The 17,974-nt window shown below is 70.6% G+C and carries 14 protein-coding genes; 9 read left to right on the forward strand and 5 right to left on the reverse strand.

Translation table 11 applies throughout. The annotated features are described in order from the left end of the window. Window positions 1–16: 16 nt before the first annotated feature. On the reverse strand, window positions 17–2,308 hold the full coding sequence (locus ACZ6WH_RS21915) for a (Fe-S)-binding protein (RefSeq protein WP_469729985.1): 2,292 nt from the start codon (window positions 2,306–2,308) through the stop codon (window positions 17–19). Between the two features lie 441 nt (window positions 2,309–2,749). On the opposite strand from ACZ6WH_RS21915, the gene dnaK reads away from it, so the two are divergent. From dnaK to ACZ6WH_RS21935, 4 genes are read left to right on the forward strand one after another with little or no spacing between them, the layout of a single operon-like run. Next, entirely contained in the window at window positions 2,750–4,606 is a 1,857-nt protein-coding gene (gene dnaK, locus ACZ6WH_RS21920) for a molecular chaperone DnaK (RefSeq protein ID WP_469729986.1), read from the forward strand. Beyond that, window positions 4,603–5,247, forward strand: coding sequence for a nucleotide exchange factor GrpE (gene grpE / locus ACZ6WH_RS21925; RefSeq protein WP_432856612.1), 645 nt, complete (start codon window positions 4,603–4,605; stop codon window positions 5,245–5,247). Before dnaK ends, grpE begins: the two co-directional genes overlap by 4 nt. Window positions 5,248–5,286: 39 nt before the next feature. Next, window positions 5,287–6,471, forward strand: a complete 1,185-nt coding sequence (gene dnaJ, locus ACZ6WH_RS21930; protein ID WP_469729987.1) for a molecular chaperone DnaJ — start codon at window positions 5,287–5,289, stop codon at window positions 6,469–6,471. Between the two features lie 2 nt (window positions 6,472–6,473). Further along, on the forward strand, window positions 6,474–6,932 hold the full coding sequence (locus tag ACZ6WH_RS21935; protein WP_361553942.1) for a heat shock protein transcriptional repressor HspR: 459 nt from the start codon (window positions 6,474–6,476) through the stop codon (window positions 6,930–6,932). Window positions 6,933–7,055: 123 nt separating this feature from the next. Here ACZ6WH_RS21935 and ACZ6WH_RS21940 read toward each other — a convergent pair whose 3' ends face one another. The 3 genes from ACZ6WH_RS21940 to ACZ6WH_RS21950 form a co-directional block, all read right to left on the reverse strand. After that, entirely contained in the window at window positions 7,056–7,460 is a 405-nt protein-coding gene (locus ACZ6WH_RS21940; RefSeq protein WP_432856610.1) for a hypothetical protein, read from the reverse strand. Between the two features lie 378 nt (window positions 7,461–7,838). Next, window positions 7,839–8,243, reverse strand: coding sequence for a TIGR03618 family F420-dependent PPOX class oxidoreductase (locus ACZ6WH_RS21945; RefSeq protein ID WP_399718196.1), 405 nt, complete (start codon window positions 8,241–8,243; stop codon window positions 7,839–7,841). Window positions 8,244–8,297: 54 nt separating this feature from the next. After that, window positions 8,298–8,879: a Uma2 family endonuclease gene (locus ACZ6WH_RS21950; protein WP_432856606.1), complete on the reverse strand. Its 582-nt coding sequence runs from the start codon at window positions 8,877–8,879 to the stop codon at window positions 8,298–8,300. A gap of 243 nt (window positions 8,880–9,122) precedes the next feature. On the opposite strand from ACZ6WH_RS21950, the gene clpB reads away from it, so the two are divergent. Then, on the forward strand, window positions 9,123–11,795 hold the full coding sequence (clpB, locus tag ACZ6WH_RS21955; RefSeq protein WP_469730019.1) for an ATP-dependent chaperone ClpB: 2,673 nt from the start codon (window positions 9,123–9,125) through the stop codon (window positions 11,793–11,795). A 115-nt stretch (window positions 11,796–11,910) separates the two neighbouring features. Next, window positions 11,911–12,435, forward strand: a complete 525-nt coding sequence (locus ACZ6WH_RS21960; RefSeq protein ID WP_399718200.1) for a YbjN domain-containing protein — start codon at window positions 11,911–11,913, stop codon at window positions 12,433–12,435. A gap of 67 nt (window positions 12,436–12,502) precedes the next feature. On the opposite strand, the gene ACZ6WH_RS21965 is transcribed toward ACZ6WH_RS21960, so the two are convergent. Next, window positions 12,503–13,681: a pyridoxal phosphate-dependent aminotransferase gene (locus ACZ6WH_RS21965; RefSeq protein WP_432856602.1), complete on the reverse strand. Its 1,179-nt coding sequence runs from the start codon at window positions 13,679–13,681 to the stop codon at window positions 12,503–12,505. 749 nt (window positions 13,682–14,430) lie between these two features. Between ACZ6WH_RS21965 and ACZ6WH_RS21970 the strand changes: the two genes are divergently transcribed. The 3 genes from ACZ6WH_RS21970 (at window position 14,431) to ACZ6WH_RS21980 (ending at window position 17,900) form a co-directional block, all read left to right on the forward strand. Then, window positions 14,431–14,949 carry a DUF2617 family protein gene (locus ACZ6WH_RS21970; RefSeq protein WP_432856599.1) on the forward strand — a complete coding sequence of 173 codons (519 nt, stop codon included), beginning with the start codon at window positions 14,431–14,433 and terminating at the stop codon, window positions 14,947–14,949. A 98-nt stretch (window positions 14,950–15,047) separates the two neighbouring features. After that, entirely contained in the window at window positions 15,048–16,742 is a 1,695-nt protein-coding gene (locus ACZ6WH_RS21975; protein ID WP_469729988.1) for a polyamine aminopropyltransferase, read from the forward strand. 93 nt (window positions 16,743–16,835) lie between these two features. After that, entirely contained in the window at window positions 16,836–17,900 is a 1,065-nt protein-coding gene (locus ACZ6WH_RS21980) for a CoxG family protein (protein WP_469729989.1), read from the forward strand. Window positions 17,901–17,974 lie beyond the last annotated feature (74 nt).

A 17,974-nucleotide genomic window follows, 5' to 3' on the forward strand; every position in this document is an offset into this window, starting at 1 on the left:
AGAGCGTACGAGGCGGTTACTTGACCGGCTCGGGCTCCGGCTCGTCGGCGGTCTCGGCCTCGCCGGCCGGGTCGGCCGGGGTCTTCACCGAGTCCAGCAGGAGCTGGGCCACGTCGACGACCTGGACGTTCGAGATGTCCTTGCCGCCCGCGGCGGAGCCGCCTTCGGCAGCAGCCTTCTTGCCGTTGACGGAGTCGGTGAGCATGACCAGGCAGAACGGGCAGGCGGTGGAGACGATGTCCGGGTTGAGGGACAGGGCCTCGTCCACGCGCTCGTTGTTGATGCGCTTGCCGATGCGCTCTTCCATCCACATCCGGGCGCCGCCGGCGCCGCAGCAGAAGCCGCGCTCCTTGTGGCGGTGCATCTCCTCGTTGCGCAGGCCAGGCACCTTGGCGATGATCTCGCGCGGCGGCGTGTAGACCTTGTTGTGGCGGCCCAGGTAGCACGGGTCGTGGTAGGTGATCAGACCCTCGACCGGGGTGACGGGGGTCAGCTTGCCCTCGTCGATGAGGTGCTGCAGCAGCTGGGTGTGGTGGATGACCTCGTACTCGCCGCCCAGCTGCGGGTACTCGTTCGCGATCGTGTTGAAGCAGTGCGGGCAGGTCGCGACGATCTTCTTCTTGGACTTCGGCTTCTTGGTCTCCGGGTCCTCGTCGTCCTCGCCGAAGGCGGCGTTCAGGCTCGCGACGTTCTCCGCGCCCAGCTGCTGGAAGAGGAACTCGTTCCCCAGGCGGCGGGGGGAGTCACCGGTGCACTTCTCGTCGCCGCCCATGATGGCGAAGTTGACGCCCGCGATGTGCAGCAGCTCGGCGAAGGCCTTGGTGGTCTTCTTGGCCCGGTCCTCCAGGGCGCCGGCGCAGCCGACCCAGTACAGGTAGTCGACCTCGGTGAGGTCCTCGACGTCCTTGCCGACGACCGGGACCTCGAAGTCGACCTCCTTGGTCCACGCCAGGCGCTGCTTCTTGGCCAGGCCCCAGGGGTTGCCCTTCTTCTCCAGGTTCTTCAGCATCGTGCCCGCCTCCGAGGGGAAGCTGGACTCGATCATCACCTGGTAGCGGCGCATGTCGACGATGTGGTCGATGTGCTCGATGTCGACGGGGCACTGCTCCACGCAGGCGCCGCAGGTGGTGCAGGACCACAGGACGTCCGGGTCGATGACGCCGTTCTCTTCGAGGGTGCCGATCAGCGGGCGCTCGGCCTCGGCCAGCGCAGCCGCGGGCACGTCCTTCAGCTGCTCCTCGGTGGCCTGCTCGTTGCCCTCCATGTCCTTGCCGCCGCCGGCGAGCAGGTACGGGGCCTTGGCGTGGCTGTGGTCGCGCAGCGCCATGATGAGCAGCTTCGGGGAGAGCGGCTTGCCGGTGTTCCACGCGGGGCACTGCGACTGGCAGCGGCCGCACTCGGTGCAGGTGGAGAAGTCCAGCAGGCCCTTCCAGGAGAAGTGCTCGATCTGGGAGACGCCGAACTGGTCGTCCTCGCCCGGGTCCTCGAAGTCGATCTCCTTGCCCTCGGAGGTCATCGGCTGCAGCGCGCCGAGCGCGACGTCGCCGTCGGACTCGCGCTTGAACCAGATGTTGGGGAAGGCCAGGAAGCGGTGCCAGGCGACACCCATGTCGGTCTTCAGGGCGACCGTGATCATCCAGATGAAGGAGGTCGCGATCTTCAGGCCGGCGAAGAAATAGGTGAGGTTCTGGAGCGTCGAGACGTCCATGCCCTCCAGCCAGGAGACCACCGGGTACGAGATGAAGAACGAGGCCTCGTAGCCGTCCACGTGGTGCTGGGCGCCCTCCAGCGCGTGCAGCATGAAGATGCAGACGCCGACGATGAGGATGACGGCCTCGACGAAGTACGCCTGGCCGAAGTTGGAGCCGGCGAAGCGGGACTTGCGGCCCGCGCCGCCCGGCCGGTTCAGCTGCCGGATGCCGATCAGGACCAGGATGCCGAGGACCGTCATCGTGCCGATGAACTCGACGAAGACGTTGTACGGCGCCCACTCGCCGATGACGGGCAGCAGCCAGTCGGCCTTGAAGAGCTGGCCGATGGCGTTGACGATCGTCAGCAGCAGCGAGAAGAAGCCCACCGCCACGAACCAGTGCGCCGCGCCGACGATGCCCCACTTGTTCATGCGGGTGTGGCCGAGGAACTCCTTGACCACCGTGACGGTGCGTTGCGTCGGGTCGTTGGTCCGGAGGCCGGCGGGTACGGACTGGCCCAGCCGCATGAAGCGGAAGAGCTGCACGATTGCGCGGCCGAACAGTGCGACGCCGACCGCGATTAGGACCAGCGACACGATGATCGCGGCGAGTTGCATGGGGGCTCCTCGGGCCTGCGTGAGCGGGGAATCCAGAAGGTCTCTGTGAGGGACAGGGTGGGCAACTACTAAGCAGTAACTTAGTCAATCCGTGCTGAGGGTACCCACTATTCATGCCGTCCTGTAGCAGCTGCGGCGGTGATCTGTGTCGCTGAGGGTGACCTAAGGGTGCCGTAAGCGTCGCCGCGGCGGCGCGAGCGCGACACGCCGGAGATGCGCCGGACATCCGTACGGGGGAGGGTGGGGGTGCCGGCGCCGCGCCCGCCGCCGGCCGAGAGTCCCCCTCTTCTCTCATCGATACCTCGCTGACCTGCACGTATGTGGCCGTGCGCAGCTATCCGGCAGAAGACTTGAGTGCGTGCGACTCAGGTCCTTTGACAGCGCCGGATCTCTGGTGCACCCTTGAGCCAGTTCCACTCAATGTCAGCTGGAGGAATCGAAATGGCACGTGCGGTCGGCATCGACCTGGGCACGACGAACTCCGTCGTCAGTGTTCTCGAAGGCGGTGAGCCCACCGTCATCACCAACGCCGAGGGCGCCAGGACCACGCCGTCCGTCGTCGCTTTCGCCAAGAACGGTGAGGTGCTCGTCGGCGAGGTCGCCAAGCGTCAGGCGGTCACGAACGTCGACAGGACCATCCGGTCGGTCAAGCGCCACATGGGCACCGACTGGAAGGTGGACATCGACGACAAGAGCTTCAACCCGCAGCAGATCTCGGCGTTCATCCTTCAGAAGCTGAAGCGCGACGCGGAGTCCTACCTCGGCGAGAAGGTCGCGGACGCGGTCATCACCGTTCCGGCGTACTTCAACGACTCCGAGCGGCAGGCCACCAAGGAGGCCGGCGAGATCGCGGGCCTGAACGTCCTGCGCATCGTCAACGAGCCCACCTCCGCGGCCCTGGCGTACGGCCTGGAGAAGGACGACCAGACCATTCTGGTCTTCGACCTCGGTGGCGGTACCTTCGACGTCTCGCTGCTGGAGATCGGCGACGGTGTCGTCGAGGTGAAGGCCACCAACGGTGACAACCAGCTCGGTGGTGACGACTGGGACCAGCGCGTCGTCGACTACCTGGTCAAGCAGTTCCAGAACGGCCACGGCGTCGACCTGTCCAAGGACAAGATGGCGCTCCAGCGCCTGCGCGAGGCCGCTGAGAAGGCGAAGATCGAGCTGTCCTCCTCCACGGAGACGACGATCAACCTGCCTTACATCACCGCCTCGGCCGAGGGCCCGCTGCACCTGGACGAGAAGCTCACGCGCTCGCAGTTCCAGCAGCTCACCAGCGACCTGCTCGACCGCTGCAAGACCCCGTTCCACAACGTCATCAAGGACGCCGGCATCCAGCTGTCCGAGATCGACCACGTGGTCCTGGTCGGCGGTTCGACCCGTATGCCGGCCGTCGCCGAGCTCGTCAAGGAGCTGACCGGCGGCAAGGACGCCAACAAGGGCGTCAACCCGGACGAGGTCGTCGCCATCGGCGCGTCCCTCCAGGCCGGTGTCCTCAAGGGTGAGGTCAAGGACGTCCTCCTGCTGGACGTCACCCCGCTGTCCCTCGGTATCGAGACCAAGGGCGGCATCATGACCAAGCTCATCGAGCGGAACACGACGATCCCGACCAAGCGTTCGGAGATCTTCACCACCGCCGAGGACAACCAGCCCTCCGTGCAGATCCAGGTCTACCAGGGCGAGCGCGAGATCGCGGCGTACAACAAGAAGCTCGGCATGTTCGAGCTGACCGGTCTGCCGCCGGCCCCGCGTGGCGTCCCGCAGATCGAGGTCTCCTTCGACATCGACGCCAACGGCATCATGCACGTGACCGCGAAGGACCTGGGCACGGGCAAGGAGCAGAAGATGACCGTCACCGGCGGCTCCTCGCTGCCGAAGGACGAGGTCGACCGCATGCGCGAGGAGGCCGAGCGCTACGCGGACGAGGACCACAAGCGCCGCGAGGCCGCCGAGACCCGCAACCAGGGCGAGCAGCTCGTCTACCAGACGGAGAAGTTCCTCAAGGACAACGAGGAGAAGGTCCCCGCCGAGGTGAAGACCGAGGTCGAGACCGCCGTCGGCGAGCTGAAGGAGAAGCTCAAGGGCGAGGACACGGCCGAGATCCGTACTGCCACGGAGAAGGTCGCGGCCGTCTCGCAGAAGCTGGGCCAGGCCATGTACGCCGACGCCCAGGGTGCGCAGGCCGCCGGTGGTGCCGAGGGTGCCGACGCCGGTGAGCAGGCCAAGGCCGACGACGATGTCGTCGACGCCGAGATCGTGGACGACGAGAAGCCCAAGAAGGACGGTGCCGCGTGACGGAGGAGACCCCGGGCTTTGACGAGAAGCCTGACGTCCCCTCTGACGCCGCAGCCCCTGACGATGCGGCGCAGGGCGCCGGGTCCGCCGACAAGGCGGGCCCGGCCCCGGCCGGGGACGCGAACCAGGACGCCGGTCTGGTGGCCCAGCTGGACCAGGTGCGCACCGCGCTGAACGAGCGCACCGCGGACCTCCAGCGACTCCAGGCCGAGTACCAGAACTACCGCCGGCGGGTCGAGCGGGACCGGGTGACGGTCAAGGAGATCGCCGCGGCGAACCTCCTGTCCGAGCTCCTTCCGGTGCTGGACGACATCGGCCGGGCCCGCGAGCACGGCGAGCTGGTCGGCGGCTTCAAGTCGGTCGGCGAGTCGGTGGAGACGGTCGTCGCCAAGCTCGGTCTGCAGCAGTTCGGCAAGGAGGGCGAGCCCTTCGACCCGACGATCCACGAGGCGCTGATGCACTCGTACGCACCGGACGTCACGGAGACGACGTGCGTCGCGATCCTGCAGCCGGGGTATCGGATCGGCGAGCGAACGATTCGCCCTGCGCGGGTCGCCGTCGCCGAGCCGCAGCCGGGAGCCCAGCCCGCCAAGTCCGAGGAGACGTCGGACGAGGAGAGCGGTGGCCCGGACGAGGGCTGACGTGAGAAGCAGGACAGTACGGGAGGAGGGACGTCGGGGATGAGCACCAAGGACTTCGTCGAGAAGGACTACTACAAGGTCCTCGGCGTCCCGAAGGACGCCACCGACGCCGAGATCAAGAAGGCGTACCGCAAGCTGGCCCGGGAGAACCACCCGGACGCCAACAAGGGCGACCCCAAGGCCGAGGAGCGCTTCAAGGAGGTCTCCGAGGCGAACGACGTCCTGGGCGACCCCAAGCGCCGCAAGGAGTACGACGAGGCGCGGGCGCTGTTCGGCAACGGCGGCTTCCGGGCCGGTCCCGGCGGCGCCGGCGGCGGCAGCTTCAACTTCGACCTGGGTGACCTCTTCGGGGGTGCCCAGGGCGGTGCCGCCGGCGGTGCCGGCGGCTTCGGCGGCGGCCTCGGGGACGTCTTCGGCGGCCTGTTCAACAGGGGCGGTGGCGCGGGTACGCGTACGCAGCCCCGTCGCGGCCAGGACGTCGAGTCCGAGGTGACGCTCAGCTTCACCGAGGCGGTGGACGGGGCCACGGTCCCGCTGCGGATGTCCAGCCAGGCCCCCTGCAAGGCCTGTTCCGGCACGGGTGACAAGAACGGCACCCCGCGGGTCTGCCCGACCTGCGTGGGCACCGGCCAGGTCAGCCGGGGCGCGGGCGGTGGCTTCTCGCTCACCGACCCGTGCGCCGACTGCAAGGGCCGCGGCCTGATCGCGGAGCACCCCTGCGACGTGTGCAAGGGCAGCGGCCGCGCGACCAGCGCGCGCACGATGCAGGTGCGCATCCCCGCGGGCGTCACCGACGGGCAGCGGATCCGGCTGCGCGGCAAGGGCGCTCCGGGCGAGCGCGGCGGGCCCAACGGCGACTTGTACGTCGTCGTGCACGTCGACGCGCACCCGGTGTTCGGACGCAAGGGCGACAACCTCACCGTCACCGTGCCGGTCACCTTCCCGGAGGCCACGCTCGGCGGCGAGGTGAAGGTGCCGACCCTGGGCGGTCCGCCGGTCACGCTGAAGATACCGGCCGGGACACCGAACGGCCGGACGATGCGTGCGCGCGGGAAGGGTGCGGCGCGCAAGGACGGCACACGGGGCGACCTCCTGGTCACCATCGAGGTGGTCGTGCCCAAGGACCTCAGCGACAAGGCGAAGGACGCGTTGGAGTCCTATCGCGAGGCGACCGCGGGTGAGGACCCACGGTCGGAGCTCTTCCAGGCCGCGAAGGGAGCTTGATGATGGACAGCCGGGGCGGGCGTCGGAGTCGTAATCCATATGAACTGACCGATGAGTCGCCGGTGTACGTCATCTCCGTCGCGGCTCAGCTCTCCGGCCTGCACCCGCAGACGCTGCGCCAGTACGACCGGCTCGGTCTGGTCTCCCCGGACCGTACGGCCGGGCGCGGCCGGCGGTACTCCGCCCGTGACATCGAGCTGCTCCGCCAGGTGCAGCAGCTGTCGCAGAACGAGGGCATCAACCTCGCGGGCATCAAGCGCATCATCGAACTGGAGAACCAGGTCACGGCGCTGCAGCAGCGCGTCGCCGAGCTGCAGAGCGCCGTGGAGGGTGCCGCCGCGGCGATCCAGCAGCGGGAGGCGGCGGTGCACGCCAGCTACCGCCGGGACCTGGTGCCGTACCAGGACGTGCAGCAGACCAGCGCGCTGGTCGTGTGGCGGCCGAAGCGGACGTCCGAGTAGCCGCTGTGCTCCGAGGGGGCGGGCCGGGTTCTTCTGGACCCGGCCCGTTCGCCTTTCCCGCCGTACGACGTGTCCGTACGACCTGTCCCTACGACGTGTCCGTACGCCGGGTGGGCGGCCGGGTCAGCAGCCGTTGTACCCGGCCGTCGGCATCGACAGCCGCCGGTGCACCCGGGACTTCATCTCCGAGGTGTAGACCGGCTCGGTGCCGTCGGCGGTCTCCAGGCGGATACCTGCCGCGGCGCAGCGGGCGGTGAACTCTTCGGCGGAGTCGACGGCGTTCTCCAGGGCGCGGCGGTTCGGTACGACGAAGACGTCGACCAGGCCCGCCTCCACGTCCTGCCACAGGGCGCAGTGGTCGACGCGCAGGTGGTGCAGGCTCAGCCGGCAGGTGAGGCGGTAGTCGTGGTCCTCGGCCCAGCGGGCGCACATCTCGTGCTGGCTGCGGTCGTCCACCAGGAACGGATCGTCGTCCAGCTCGGCGAGCGGCATCAAGCACGCGATCGCCGTCACTCGCACCGCATTCATCCTGCCCCCCCGGGACCCGGCGTCTGTGGGAGTGACGATACCGCTGTGAGCGGAGCGCGGCTGCGGCGCTGTGCCGGGCGGCGAGGCGTAGCCGCAGGCGTGGCAGATCTTCCATCCGTCCTGGTTGACGGCCAGTTGGCCGCCGCAGCGCGGACACGATTCGGCACGGGGGCGTCGGCCCGGGGTGGGGGAGGCTTTCTCGTCTGTCGTGCTGGTGCGCGTTGCTGACCTCATCTGGCCTCCAGCTGACGTATTCGGCCCGGAATGGATCGAATAGCGCGCGGGCCTGGTCACATATTCACTAGCAGGCTGAACTGAAGATTCGGAAGAACGCGATCCGATTTCGGCCACGCACGGCCGGCGCGCGGGCTCGGACCCTCAGCCCCGCCCCAGCATTTTCGTCACCCGGATCTCGATGACCACGCGCTCGGGGTTGGGCCGCGGCTGTCGCTCGTACCGCACGGCGTACCGGGCCTCCGCGTCCCGCACGCTCGCCTCGTCCGTACGTACCGTGGCCAGGCCCTCCAGGGTCGCCCAGCGCCGCCCCTGCATCTGGCACACCGCGGCGCGCGCACCGCCGTCGCCCGCCGCCAGGACGTTGCGGACCTTGGTGCCGCCCTTGCTCGTGATCACGCGGGCCAGTCCCTGCTCGTGGTCGTACGTCACCCCCACCGGCACGACGTGCGGTGTTCCGTCCGGCCGCATGGTGGTCAGGGTGCACACATGCCGCTCGCGCCAGAAGGCGAGGTACTCGGGGTCGGGATTCCGCAGGTCTTGGGCCATGCCTGCACCTTACGGGGGTGTGTGGTGAGCCCCGGCGGCGCGGCGGCCACGCCGTCAGAGGAAGTCGGACGTCTCCAGGTCGAAGGAGAAGGGGGTGGGGAGGGGGAGGGGTTTGCCGAAGGACACTGCTTGGATCCCGCCGTAGTCCCCGTCATTCGGCTCGCTGAAAAGCGTGACCGTGGACTTGTCCCGATCGACGAGGAGGTAGAGCGGGATGCCGGCGCGGGCATAGCCCCGGCGCTTGGGGCCGCGGTCCTTGTTCGGCTTGCTCGATGTCACCTCGATGACCATCGCGACGCCGTCGCTGGGCATCCACGGCGGAGCGCCCCGGAAAAGGCGTAGCGCGCACGGAGCGATGGTGGCATCGGGGATCACATGATCCTCGGGGTGGTCTCCCTCACCGGGGAGGACGAGCCCCTTGTAGCCGGAGACCTGCATGTCGGTCTCGGACTCCCGGGTCACCTGCCCTTGGATGATGCTCAGGCAGTCCTCGTGATCGCCATCCGTCGGTGGTGACACAACGATCTCCCCCTCGATGAACTCAGGCCGGAACCCCACGGGGGTCTCCAGCTTGAGGAAGTAGTCCAGGAGGGTTTCTTCGTCACTGGCCGTCGGCTCGTACGCCATAGCCGTCATGCTGCACCTCCTTGTCGCGGAAGGCCAGCATGGCGGACCGGATCCCCGGCCGGGCCGATGATCGGAACGGATCATCCGTACGAGTGGGGCCCGTCACCGGCGGGAACCCAGGCCCCGGCGGCCGGGAAAGGTCGGCGTTGTAGCCTTGAGTGGAATAGACTCAACTTATCGCACGTTGTGCTGGGCAAGGGCGGTCGCAGGGCCGCAGACGTGCAGGCCGGACAAGAGGAGGAGCGCGAGCACGTGGACGCCGAGCTGACCAACAAGAGCCGGGAGGCGCTGAGCGCCGCCAATGAGCGGGCCGTGACCGGGGGCAACGCGGACATGACGTCCGCCCACCTGCTGCTCGCGCTGCTCGCCGGGCAGGACAACGAGAACATCACCGACCTGCTGGCCGCCGTCGGCGCGGACGCCGCCGCGCTGCGCTCCGGGGCCGAGCGCCGGATCGCCGCACTGCCCAGCATCCAGGGCTCGACCGTCGCCCCGCCGCAGCCCGACCGCGAGATGCTCGCGGTGATAGCGGACGCGGCGCAGCGCGCCAAGGAGCTGGGCGACGACTACATCTCCACCGAGCACCTGCTGATCGGTATCGCCGCCAAGGGCGGTGCCACCGGCGAGCTGCTGGACCAGCAGGGCGCCTCCGCCAAGAAGCTGCTGGACGCCTTCGAGAAGGCGCGCGGCGGCCAGCGGGTGACCAACGCCGACCCGGAGGGCACGTACAAGGCGCTGGAGAAGTTCGGTACGGACTTCACCGCGGCCGCGCGCGAGGGCAAGCTCGACCCGGTCATCGGCCGGGACCAGGAGATCCGCCGCGTCGTGCAGGTGCTGTCGCGGCGTACGAAGAACAACCCCGTGCTGATCGGCGAGCCCGGCGTCGGCAAGACCGCCGTCGTGGAGGGCCTGGCCCAGCGCATCGTGAAGGGCGACGTGCCCGAGTCGCTGCGCGACAAGCGGCTGGTGGCGCTGGACCTGGGCGCGATGGTCGCGGGCGCGAAGTACCGCGGTGAGTTCGAGGAGCGGCTGAAGACCGTCCTGGCGGAGATCAAGTCCAGCGACGGCCAGATCATCACGTTCATCGACGAGCTGCACACGGTCGTCGGCGCGGGCGCCGGCGGCGACTCCGCCATGGACGCGGGCAACATGCTCAAGCCCATGCTGGCCCGCGGCGAGCTGCGGATGGTCGGCGCGACCACGCTGGACGAGTACCGCGAGCGGATCGAGAAGGACCCGGCGCTGGAGCGGCGTTTCCAGCAGGTGCTGGTCGCCGAGCCGACGGTCGAGGACACCGTCGCGATCCTGCGTGGCCTGAAGGGCCGGTACGAGGCGCACCACAAGGTGCAGATCGCGGACTCCGCGCTGGTCGCCGCCGCCACGCTCTCCGACCGGTACATCACCTCCCGCTTCCTCCCCGACAAGGCCATCGACCTGGTCGACGAGTCGGCGTCCCGGCTGCGCATGGAGATCGACTCCTCCCCGGTGGAGATCGACGAGCTGCAGCGTTCCGTGGACCGGCTGCGCATGGAGGAGCTGGCGCTGAAGAACGAGACGGACGCCGGTTCCGTCCAGCGCCTGGAGAAGCTGCGCAAGGACCTCGCCGACAAGGAGGAGGAGCTGCGCGGCCTCACCGCCCGCTGGGAGAAGGAGAAGCAGGGCCTGAACCGCCTCGGCGAGCTGAAGGAGAAGCTCGACGAGCTGCGCGGGCAGGCCGAGCGCGCCCAGCGCGACGGCGACTTCGACACCGCCTCCAAGCTGCTGTACGGCGAGATCCCCGGCCTGGAGCGGGAGCTGGAGGAGGCGGCCGCTGCCGAGGCCGAGCAGGAGGCCGCCAAGGGGGCCGGCGGCTCCAAGGAATCCATGGTCAAGGAGGAGGTCGGTCCGGACGACATCGCCGACGTGGTCGCCGCCTGGACCGGCATCCCGGCCGGGCGTCTGCTGGAGGGTGAGACCCAGAAGCTGCTGCGCATGGAGGACGAGCTGGGCAAGCGGCTGATCGGGCAGACCGAGGCCGTGCGTGCGGTCTCCGACGCGGTACGCCGTACGCGCGCCGGGATCGCCGACCCGGACCGGCCCACCGGCTCGTTCCTCTTCCTCGGCCCGACCGGCGTCGGCAAGACCGAGCTGGCCAAGGCGCTCGCGGACTTCCTGTTCGACGACGAGCGGGCGATGGTCCGCATCGACATGAGCGAGTACGGCGAGAAGCACTCCGTCGCCCGCCTGGTCGGCGCGCCTCCCGGCTACGTCGGCTACGAGGAGGGCGGCCAGCTCACCGAGGCCGTACGCCGCCGCCCGTACAGCGTCGTGCTGCTGGACGAGGTGGAGAAGGCCCACCACGAGGTCTTCGACATCCTGCTCCAGGTGCTGGACGACGGCCGGCTCACCGACGGCCAGGGCCGCACGGTCGACTTCCGGAACACCATCCTGATCCTGACCTCCAACCTCGGCTCCAACTTCCTGATGGACCCGCTGCTCAAGGAGGAGCAGAAGACGGAGAAGGTGCTGGAGACGGTCCGCTCCGCCTTCCGCCCGGAGTTCCTGAACCGGCTGGACGACACGGTGGTCTTCCACCCGCTCGGCACCGACCAGCTCCAGCGGATCGCGCAGATCCAGATCGACCACCTGCAGAGGCGCCTCGCCGACCGGCGGCTGACGCTGGACGTCTCGGACGCGGCGCTGACCTGGCTGGCCTGGCTCGGCCAGGAGCCGGTCATCGACAGGCCGGACCGGGCCGGTTCTCCGGGGCCCGACCTCTCCTACGGCGCCCGGCCGCTGCGCCGCCTCGTCCAGACCGCCATCGGCGACCAGCTCGCGCGGGCGATCCTGGCGGGCGACGTGCACGACGGCGACACCGTACGGGTGGACGTCGACGGCGACCATCTGTCGGTGACGGCGGAGCGGGAGCCGGTGGCGGCGGCCTGACCTGCGTACGCCCGTACCGCGCCGCGGCGCCCGCTACCCGACCCGCCCCGTCCGCTTGCCAGGACGGGGCGGGTGTGGGGGAGGATGGCCGGGACCATACGAAGGGACTTCCACGGTGACTATCGACCCGTCCTCGATTCCTAATTTCGGGGGCCAGCCCGAACCGCAGCCGACGGGGCCGGAGGGTCCCATCGTGCCTGACCAGGAACTGGTCAAGCAGCTTCTGGACCAGATGGAGCTGAAGTACGTCGTCGACGACGAGGGCGACCTCGCCGCCCCGTGGGAGCAGTTCCGCACGTACTTCATGTTCCGGGGCGAGGAGGAGCAGCAGATCTTCTCCGTCCGCACCTTCTACGACCGGCCCCACGCGATCGAGCTCAAGCCCAAGCTGCTGGAGGCGATCGACGACTGGAACCGCCGCACCCTGTGGCCCAAGGCCTACACCCACACCCATGACGACGGCACGGTCCGTCTGATCGGTGAGGCGTCGATGCTGGTCGGCACCGGCGTCTCGCTGGAGCACTTCGTCTCCAGCACGGTCAGCTGGATCCGCGCGTCCATCGAGTTCGACAAGTGGCTCGTCGAGCAGCTCGGCCTGGAGGCCGACGTCGACGACGCCAAGCCGGACGACGAGGCCTGAGGCTTCTCGTACGGCAGCGCGAGGGCCCCGGAGCAGTCAGTGCTCCGGGGCCCTCGCGCATGCGGGGTCAGCCGGCCGACAGCTGCTTGAGCCGGGTTGCCGCCTCGCGCAGCACCTCGTCCTTCTTGCAGAAGGCGAACCGTACGAGGCTGCGCCCCGCCGCCTTGTCGTCGTAGAAGACGGCGTTCGGCACCGCGACCACGCCGCAGCGCTCGGGCAGGCCCAGGCAGAACGCCAGGCCGTCCTGCTCGCCCAGCGCGGTGATGTCGGTGGTGATGAAGTACGTGCCGCTCGGCCGGAACACCCGGAAGCCGGCCTCCGCCAGCCCGTCGGCCAGAATGTCCCGCTTGCGGCGCAGGTCCTCGCGCAGCCCGTGGAAGTAGGAGTCCGGCAGCGCGAGCGCCTCGGCGACGGCGTACTGGAAGGGGCCGGCCGAGACGTAGGTGAGGAACTGCTTGGCGGAGCGGACCGCGCTCACCAGCTCGGGCGAGCCGGTGATCCAGCCGACCTTCCAGCCGGTGAAGGAGAAGGTCTTGCCCGCGCTGCCGATGGAGACCGTGCGGTCGCGCATCCCGGGGAAGGACGCCAGCGGCACGTGCTCGCCCTCGAACACCAGGTGCTCGTAGACCTCGTCCGTGACGACCAGGAGGTCGCGCTCGCACGCCAGCTCGGCGACGGCGGCCAGCTCGTCGCGGCTGAGGACGGTGCCGGTGGGGTTGTGCGGGGTGTTCAGGAGGATCAGGCGGGTGCGGTCGGTGACCGCGTCGCGCAGCTCGTCCAGGTCGAGGCGGTAGGTGGCGTCCTCGGGGGAGGGGCGCAGGGTGACGGGCACGCGGGTGCCGCCGGCCATCGCGATGCACGCGGCGTAGGAGTCGTAGTACGGCTCCAGCGCGATCACCTCGTCGCCGGGCTCCAGCAGCGCCAGCAGGGACGCGGCGATGGCCTCGGTGGCGCCAGCGGTGACCAGCACCTCGGTGTCGGGGTCGTACGTCAGGCCGTACCAGCGCTGCTGGTGGGCGGTGACGGCGGTGCGCAGCTCGGGGATGCCGGGGCCCGGCGGGTACTGGTTCCCGCGGCCGTCGCGCAGCGCGCGTACCGCCGCTTCGCGGACCTCTTCGGGCCCGTCGGTGTCGGGGAAACCCTGGCCGAGGTTGATGGAGCCGGTCCGCACGGCGAGCGCGGACATCTCGGCGAAGATCGTCGTGCCGAATTCGGCCAGGCGGCGGTTGAGCAGCGGTCGTCCCATGGGCGTCATCCTCCGCCGAACCTCTGGAGTTCCTCAACTCCGCTTTTGGGATCGGCCAGGCCGGGCATGTGATCCGCACGCAAGAACCGATGTACGGGGGTGAGGCACATGGCAGGCTTTGTGATTTTCCTGGTGATCTGCGTCTTTGTGGCGGCCGTGGTCTGGATGGCGCGGACGGCCGCGGCCAACGAGTCGCCGCGGGGCCGCAACAAGAGGCGGGGGTGGGCCGCGGGGGGCGGCGGCTCCTCGTCCGGGTCCTGGTGGGCCGGTGACAACGGGTCCGGCGGCGGCCACCACGGTCACCACGGTGGCTCGTCCTGCGGCGGGGGCTCGTCCTGCGGGGGCAGCTCGTCCTGCGGGGGCGGCGGCGGTGGCGGCGGCTGTGGTGGAGGCGGAGGCGGCGGTTCCTGAGCGGTTCCCCCGCGCGTCCTGAAGCGGTCGCACGGTTGGCCGGTATGGAACATGCAACCGGCTCATGCCCCACAGCATATGCGCCCGGTGGTTCTCAACAACCGCCGGGCGCAAGCCTGTTGAACAACTGAACTGAGAGGCCCTCTGAGGGATGGAAACCCGGCGAAGATGGGTAAAAAGGCTGTGGGCCCCGCGAGTTTCATGATTCCCTCTCTTGTGAGAATCCACCAGTTCTCGGACCCCACGTGGTCACGAGCCGGCAGCCGGTAAGTCGTATCCCTGGTCCTCCTCCGGGGCGGGCCGGCCCACCATCCACTGCGTGCTTGCGGAGCCGACCCATGCTCACCACCATCAAGACCGCCTACACCGACACCCGTGCAGCCGACCTCGCCTGGGCACTCGGCCGGGAGCCGTTGCCCGCCCTCGCCGTCCTCGACCTGCAGTTGGGCGACTCCAGTGTGCAGTTGAGGCTGCTCGGCGCCTCGCACCAGGTGCTCCTCCAGGAGGAGCACGGCAGTTGTTCGGAGACGGTGGCGTGCATGCCCGGCAGCAGCACCCCGCTCCCGCTCGGTGTGGCGAAGCGCATCGGCGACTGGGAGTACGAATTCGCCGCGCATGTGGAGACACTCTCCCGCGGATCGTTCGCGGGCAGGGCACAGGAGTTGCTCGCACTGGTGGCCGAGCATCCGTACGGGCTCGCAGGGACGTTCCCCGGTGCGCCGCACGCCTTCACCGCGATGCTTGCGCAACGCGAGGGCGGCCAGGTGCGCTGGCGGACCTGGCACGCCTACCCCCAGGAGGGGCGGCTGGTGGCGACCCGTACGCGCGTGGGCGTACGGGCGGTGGCGGCGCTGTGAGCGGGAGCGCGGCGGTGGCGCGGCGTCCGTTCCGCGCGAATCCAATGCACTCCTGTGGGTGACGAGGCGCGACAGGGGCGTCACGTAGCGTTCGCAACATGATCGATCCGCCAGCGGCCCTCACCTCCGGCGCCCGCAAGCCGCCGGAGATCGTCAGGCCACCGCGGCTGCCGGTACCGGCCGGAATCGGCCGCCTCCTCGTCCTCGCCGTGGTCTTCCTCTGCGCCGCCTGCGGCCTGGTGTACGAACTGGAGCTGGTCGCCCTCTCCTCCTACCTGGTCGGCGACTCCGTGACCCAGGCCTCCGTCGTGCTCTCCGTGATGGTCTTCGCGATGGGCGTCGGCTCACTGCTGGCCAAACGGCTGCGCTGCCGGGCCGCGGTCGGCTTCGGCGCGGTCGAGGCGGCGCTGGCCCTGGTCGGCGGCGTCTCGGCGATGGCGCTGTACGCCTCCTTCGCCTGGTTCGGCCAGTCCCGGCCCGTGCTCGTCGGCTTCTCGCTGCTGATCGGCGTGCTCATCGGCGCCGAGGTGCCCCTGCTGATGACGCTCATCCAGCGCATCCGCAATCAGGACGCGGGCGGAGCGGTCGCCGACCTCTTCGCGGCGGACTACGTGGGCGCGCTGGTCGGCGGGCTCGCCTTCCCCTTCCTGCTGCTGCCGGTGCTCGGCCAGCTGACGGGCGCCCTGGTCACCGGCGGGGTGAACGCCGTCGCGGGCGGGGCGCTCGTCCTCGGCCTCTTCGGCCGCGACCTCTCCCCGCGGGCCCGCCGGTCGTTGCTGGCCGCCAACGTCCTGGTGCTTACGCTGCTCGCCACGTGCACGGTGCTGGCCGGCTCCTTCGAACGGGCCGCGCGCGAAGCGGTGTACGCCACCGAGCCGCGGGTCGCCCTCCAGACGGAGGTGCAGGAAGTCGTGCTGACCGGCGGCACGGGCGGCGGGCGCGCGGGCCGGAGCGGCGGCGAGGCCGCCCGTACGCCCCTCGCGCTCTACCTCGACGGCCGGCTGCGGGCCAGCGCCATCGACGAGTTCCGGTACCGCGAAGCGCTCGTCCACCCGGCGATGGCGGGCGGCCCGCACGGCCGGGTGCTGGTCCTCGGCGGCGGCGACGGCCTCGCCGCGCGCGAACTGCTCCGCTACGCCGACGTCGAGTCCGTCACCGTCGTCGAACGTGACGGCGCCCTGGTCCGGCTGGCCCGCACCGACCCCGGCCTCGCCCGGTTGAACCGCCACGCGCTCGACGACCCACGGGTGCGCGTGGTGACCGCCGACGTCTTCGACTGGCTGCGCTGGGGCGCACGGCACGAGGTGCGCCGGGACGGCCCGTACGACGTGATCCTCTCCGACCTGCCCGACCCCGCCATCACCGCCGGCACCAAGCTGTACTCCCAGGAGTTCTACGGGCTCGCGGCCCGGGTGCTGGCCCCGGACGGCCGGCTGGCGGTGCACGCGGGCCCGCCCGGCGCCCGGCCGCGCAACTTCTGGACCGTCGAGGCGACCGTGCGCGCCGCGGGTCTGCGCACCGCCGCGTACCGGATGCCGGGCCGCCGCCACGCGTTCTCGGGCGGACCCGACCGGGGCCAGTCCGGATCCGGCGGCACGGCCGCCGGATCCGCCCGGGACTGGGGCTTCGTCCTGTCGGGCCGCGCCACCCCGGTACCGGCACTCTCGCCCGCCGCGCCGCCGCTGCGCGCGCTGACGCCGGCCGTACTGCGCTCCGGCCGCCTCGCCCCGGACCGGGCCCGCCCGCCGGGCCTGCCGCCGTCGACCCTGGTGCACCCGCGGTACGGCGGATGACCGCGTCCCGGACGGCGACGGCGGCGACGGCATGCCGAGAAAGTTGCGCGGGAGCAGGCACGGTGCGGGGCGTGCTGGGTAGGCTCCGATGTCATGGAGCATGAGGTGTACGTTCCGTTTCCCGTCGGCACGGTGCGGCAGGCGCTCACCGAGCCGGGACGCCTGGCCCGTTGTGTCCCGGGCGCCCAGCTCGACGCGGACCACGCGCCCGGAGTTCCGGAGGGCCGGCTGCGGCTGCGGGTCGGCGGCTCCACCATCACCTACCGCGGTTCGCTGCGGGTGACCCCGCGCGACGGCGAGCCGGACGCGTTCGACGCCGCGGTGCGCGGTACGGAGGTGCGCGGCGACGGCTTCGCCGAGCTGGACGTCACCGTCCGGGTGGCGTCCGACGAGGGCGGCAAGGGCACGACGCTCTCCTGCACCGCGGCCCTGCGGTCCGGGGGGCGTCTCGCGGGCGCCGCTGACGACGCCGTCCGCTCGGCCGGGCGCCGCCTCCTGGAGCGTTTCGCCACCACTCTCACCGAGGACCTGTCGCTCCGGCCGGTCGCCGCGGGGGAGCCGGACGGGTCCGACGCGCAGGCCGCCCCGGGTGCGGGGCCGGCGGCCGGGGTCACCACGGCCGCCGACGGGGTGGCGGTCTTCGGGGGCGAGCCGGCGGACGTACCCGAGGAGTCCGGCGCGACCGGTGCGGACCCGGCAGGCGACGAGGACGACGTGCTCGCCGAGGACGACGCCGCCGACGCCCTCGGCGGGGTGGACGGGGGCAGGGAACCGGGCGCCGAGGACGACCCCGACGACATCACCGGAGTGGACGACTCCGACGCGGAGGACGTGGACGAGGCGGGCGACCTGGTGGACGCGCCGCCGCGGTCCGGCGTCTTCGAGACCGAGATCCCGCCCTCCTCGCTGGACCCGCTCGCCGAGGAGGAGCTGGGCATCCCGGCCGAGCCGCCCGCCGAGGCCGCGCACGCCCGCCGGACGATGATCGGCCGCAGCGCAGAGGAGGTCGACCACGCCCCGCCGCGCGGCCGCTACGCCCCCGTGCCCGCCCCCGACGCCTCCACCGCCTCGGCGACCCTCCGCTGGGCGGCCCCCGCGGCCGCCGTCGTCCTGGCCTCCGCCGTGGTGGTCGGCCGGGTCCTGCGCCGCCGCCGGTGACGGGGGCCCGGTGGCCCGTGTGCCTGGTCTGGCGTTGATGGTGGTCGGGGGTCCGTGTGCCCGGCCCGGCGCTG

The organism is Streptomyces sp. NPDC050806, assembly GCF_055586425.1.

Bases quoted from the DNA above. Each gene is read 5' to 3' on its own strand.
- ACZ6WH_RS21950 (WP_432856606.1), bottom strand. From the start codon at position 8,879: ATGACGGCTATGGCGTACGAGCCGACGGCCAGTGACGAAGAAACCCTC.
- ACZ6WH_RS21940 (WP_432856610.1), bottom strand. From the start codon at position 7,460: ATGAATGCGGTGCGAGTGACGGCGATCGCGTGCTTGATGCCGCTCGCC.
- ACZ6WH_RS21935 (WP_361553942.1), top strand. From the start codon at position 6,474: ATGGACAGCCGGGGCGGGCGTCGGAGTCGTAATCCATATGAACTGACC.
- ACZ6WH_RS21945 (WP_399718196.1), bottom strand. From the start codon at position 8,243: ATGGCCCAAGACCTGCGGAATCCCGACCCCGAGTACCTCGCCTTCTGG.
- dnaJ (WP_469729987.1), top strand. From the start codon at position 5,287: ATGAGCACCAAGGACTTCGTCGAGAAGGACTACTACAAGGTCCTCGGC.
- ACZ6WH_RS21915 (WP_469729985.1), bottom strand. From the start codon at position 2,308: ATGCAACTCGCCGCGATCATCGTGTCGCTGGTCCTAATCGCGGTCGGC.
- dnaK (WP_469729986.1), top strand. From the start codon at position 2,750: ATGGCACGTGCGGTCGGCATCGACCTGGGCACGACGAACTCCGTCGTC.
- ACZ6WH_RS21980 (WP_469729989.1), top strand. From the start codon at position 16,836: ATGGAGCATGAGGTGTACGTTCCGTTTCCCGTCGGCACGGTGCGGCAG.
- ACZ6WH_RS21965 (WP_432856602.1), bottom strand. From the start codon at position 13,681: ATGGGACGACCGCTGCTCAACCGCCGCCTGGCCGAATTCGGCACGACG.
- ACZ6WH_RS21975 (WP_469729988.1), top strand. From the start codon at position 15,048: ATGATCGATCCGCCAGCGGCCCTCACCTCCGGCGCCCGCAAGCCGCCG.
- ACZ6WH_RS21970 (WP_432856599.1), top strand. From the start codon at position 14,431: ATGCTCACCACCATCAAGACCGCCTACACCGACACCCGTGCAGCCGAC.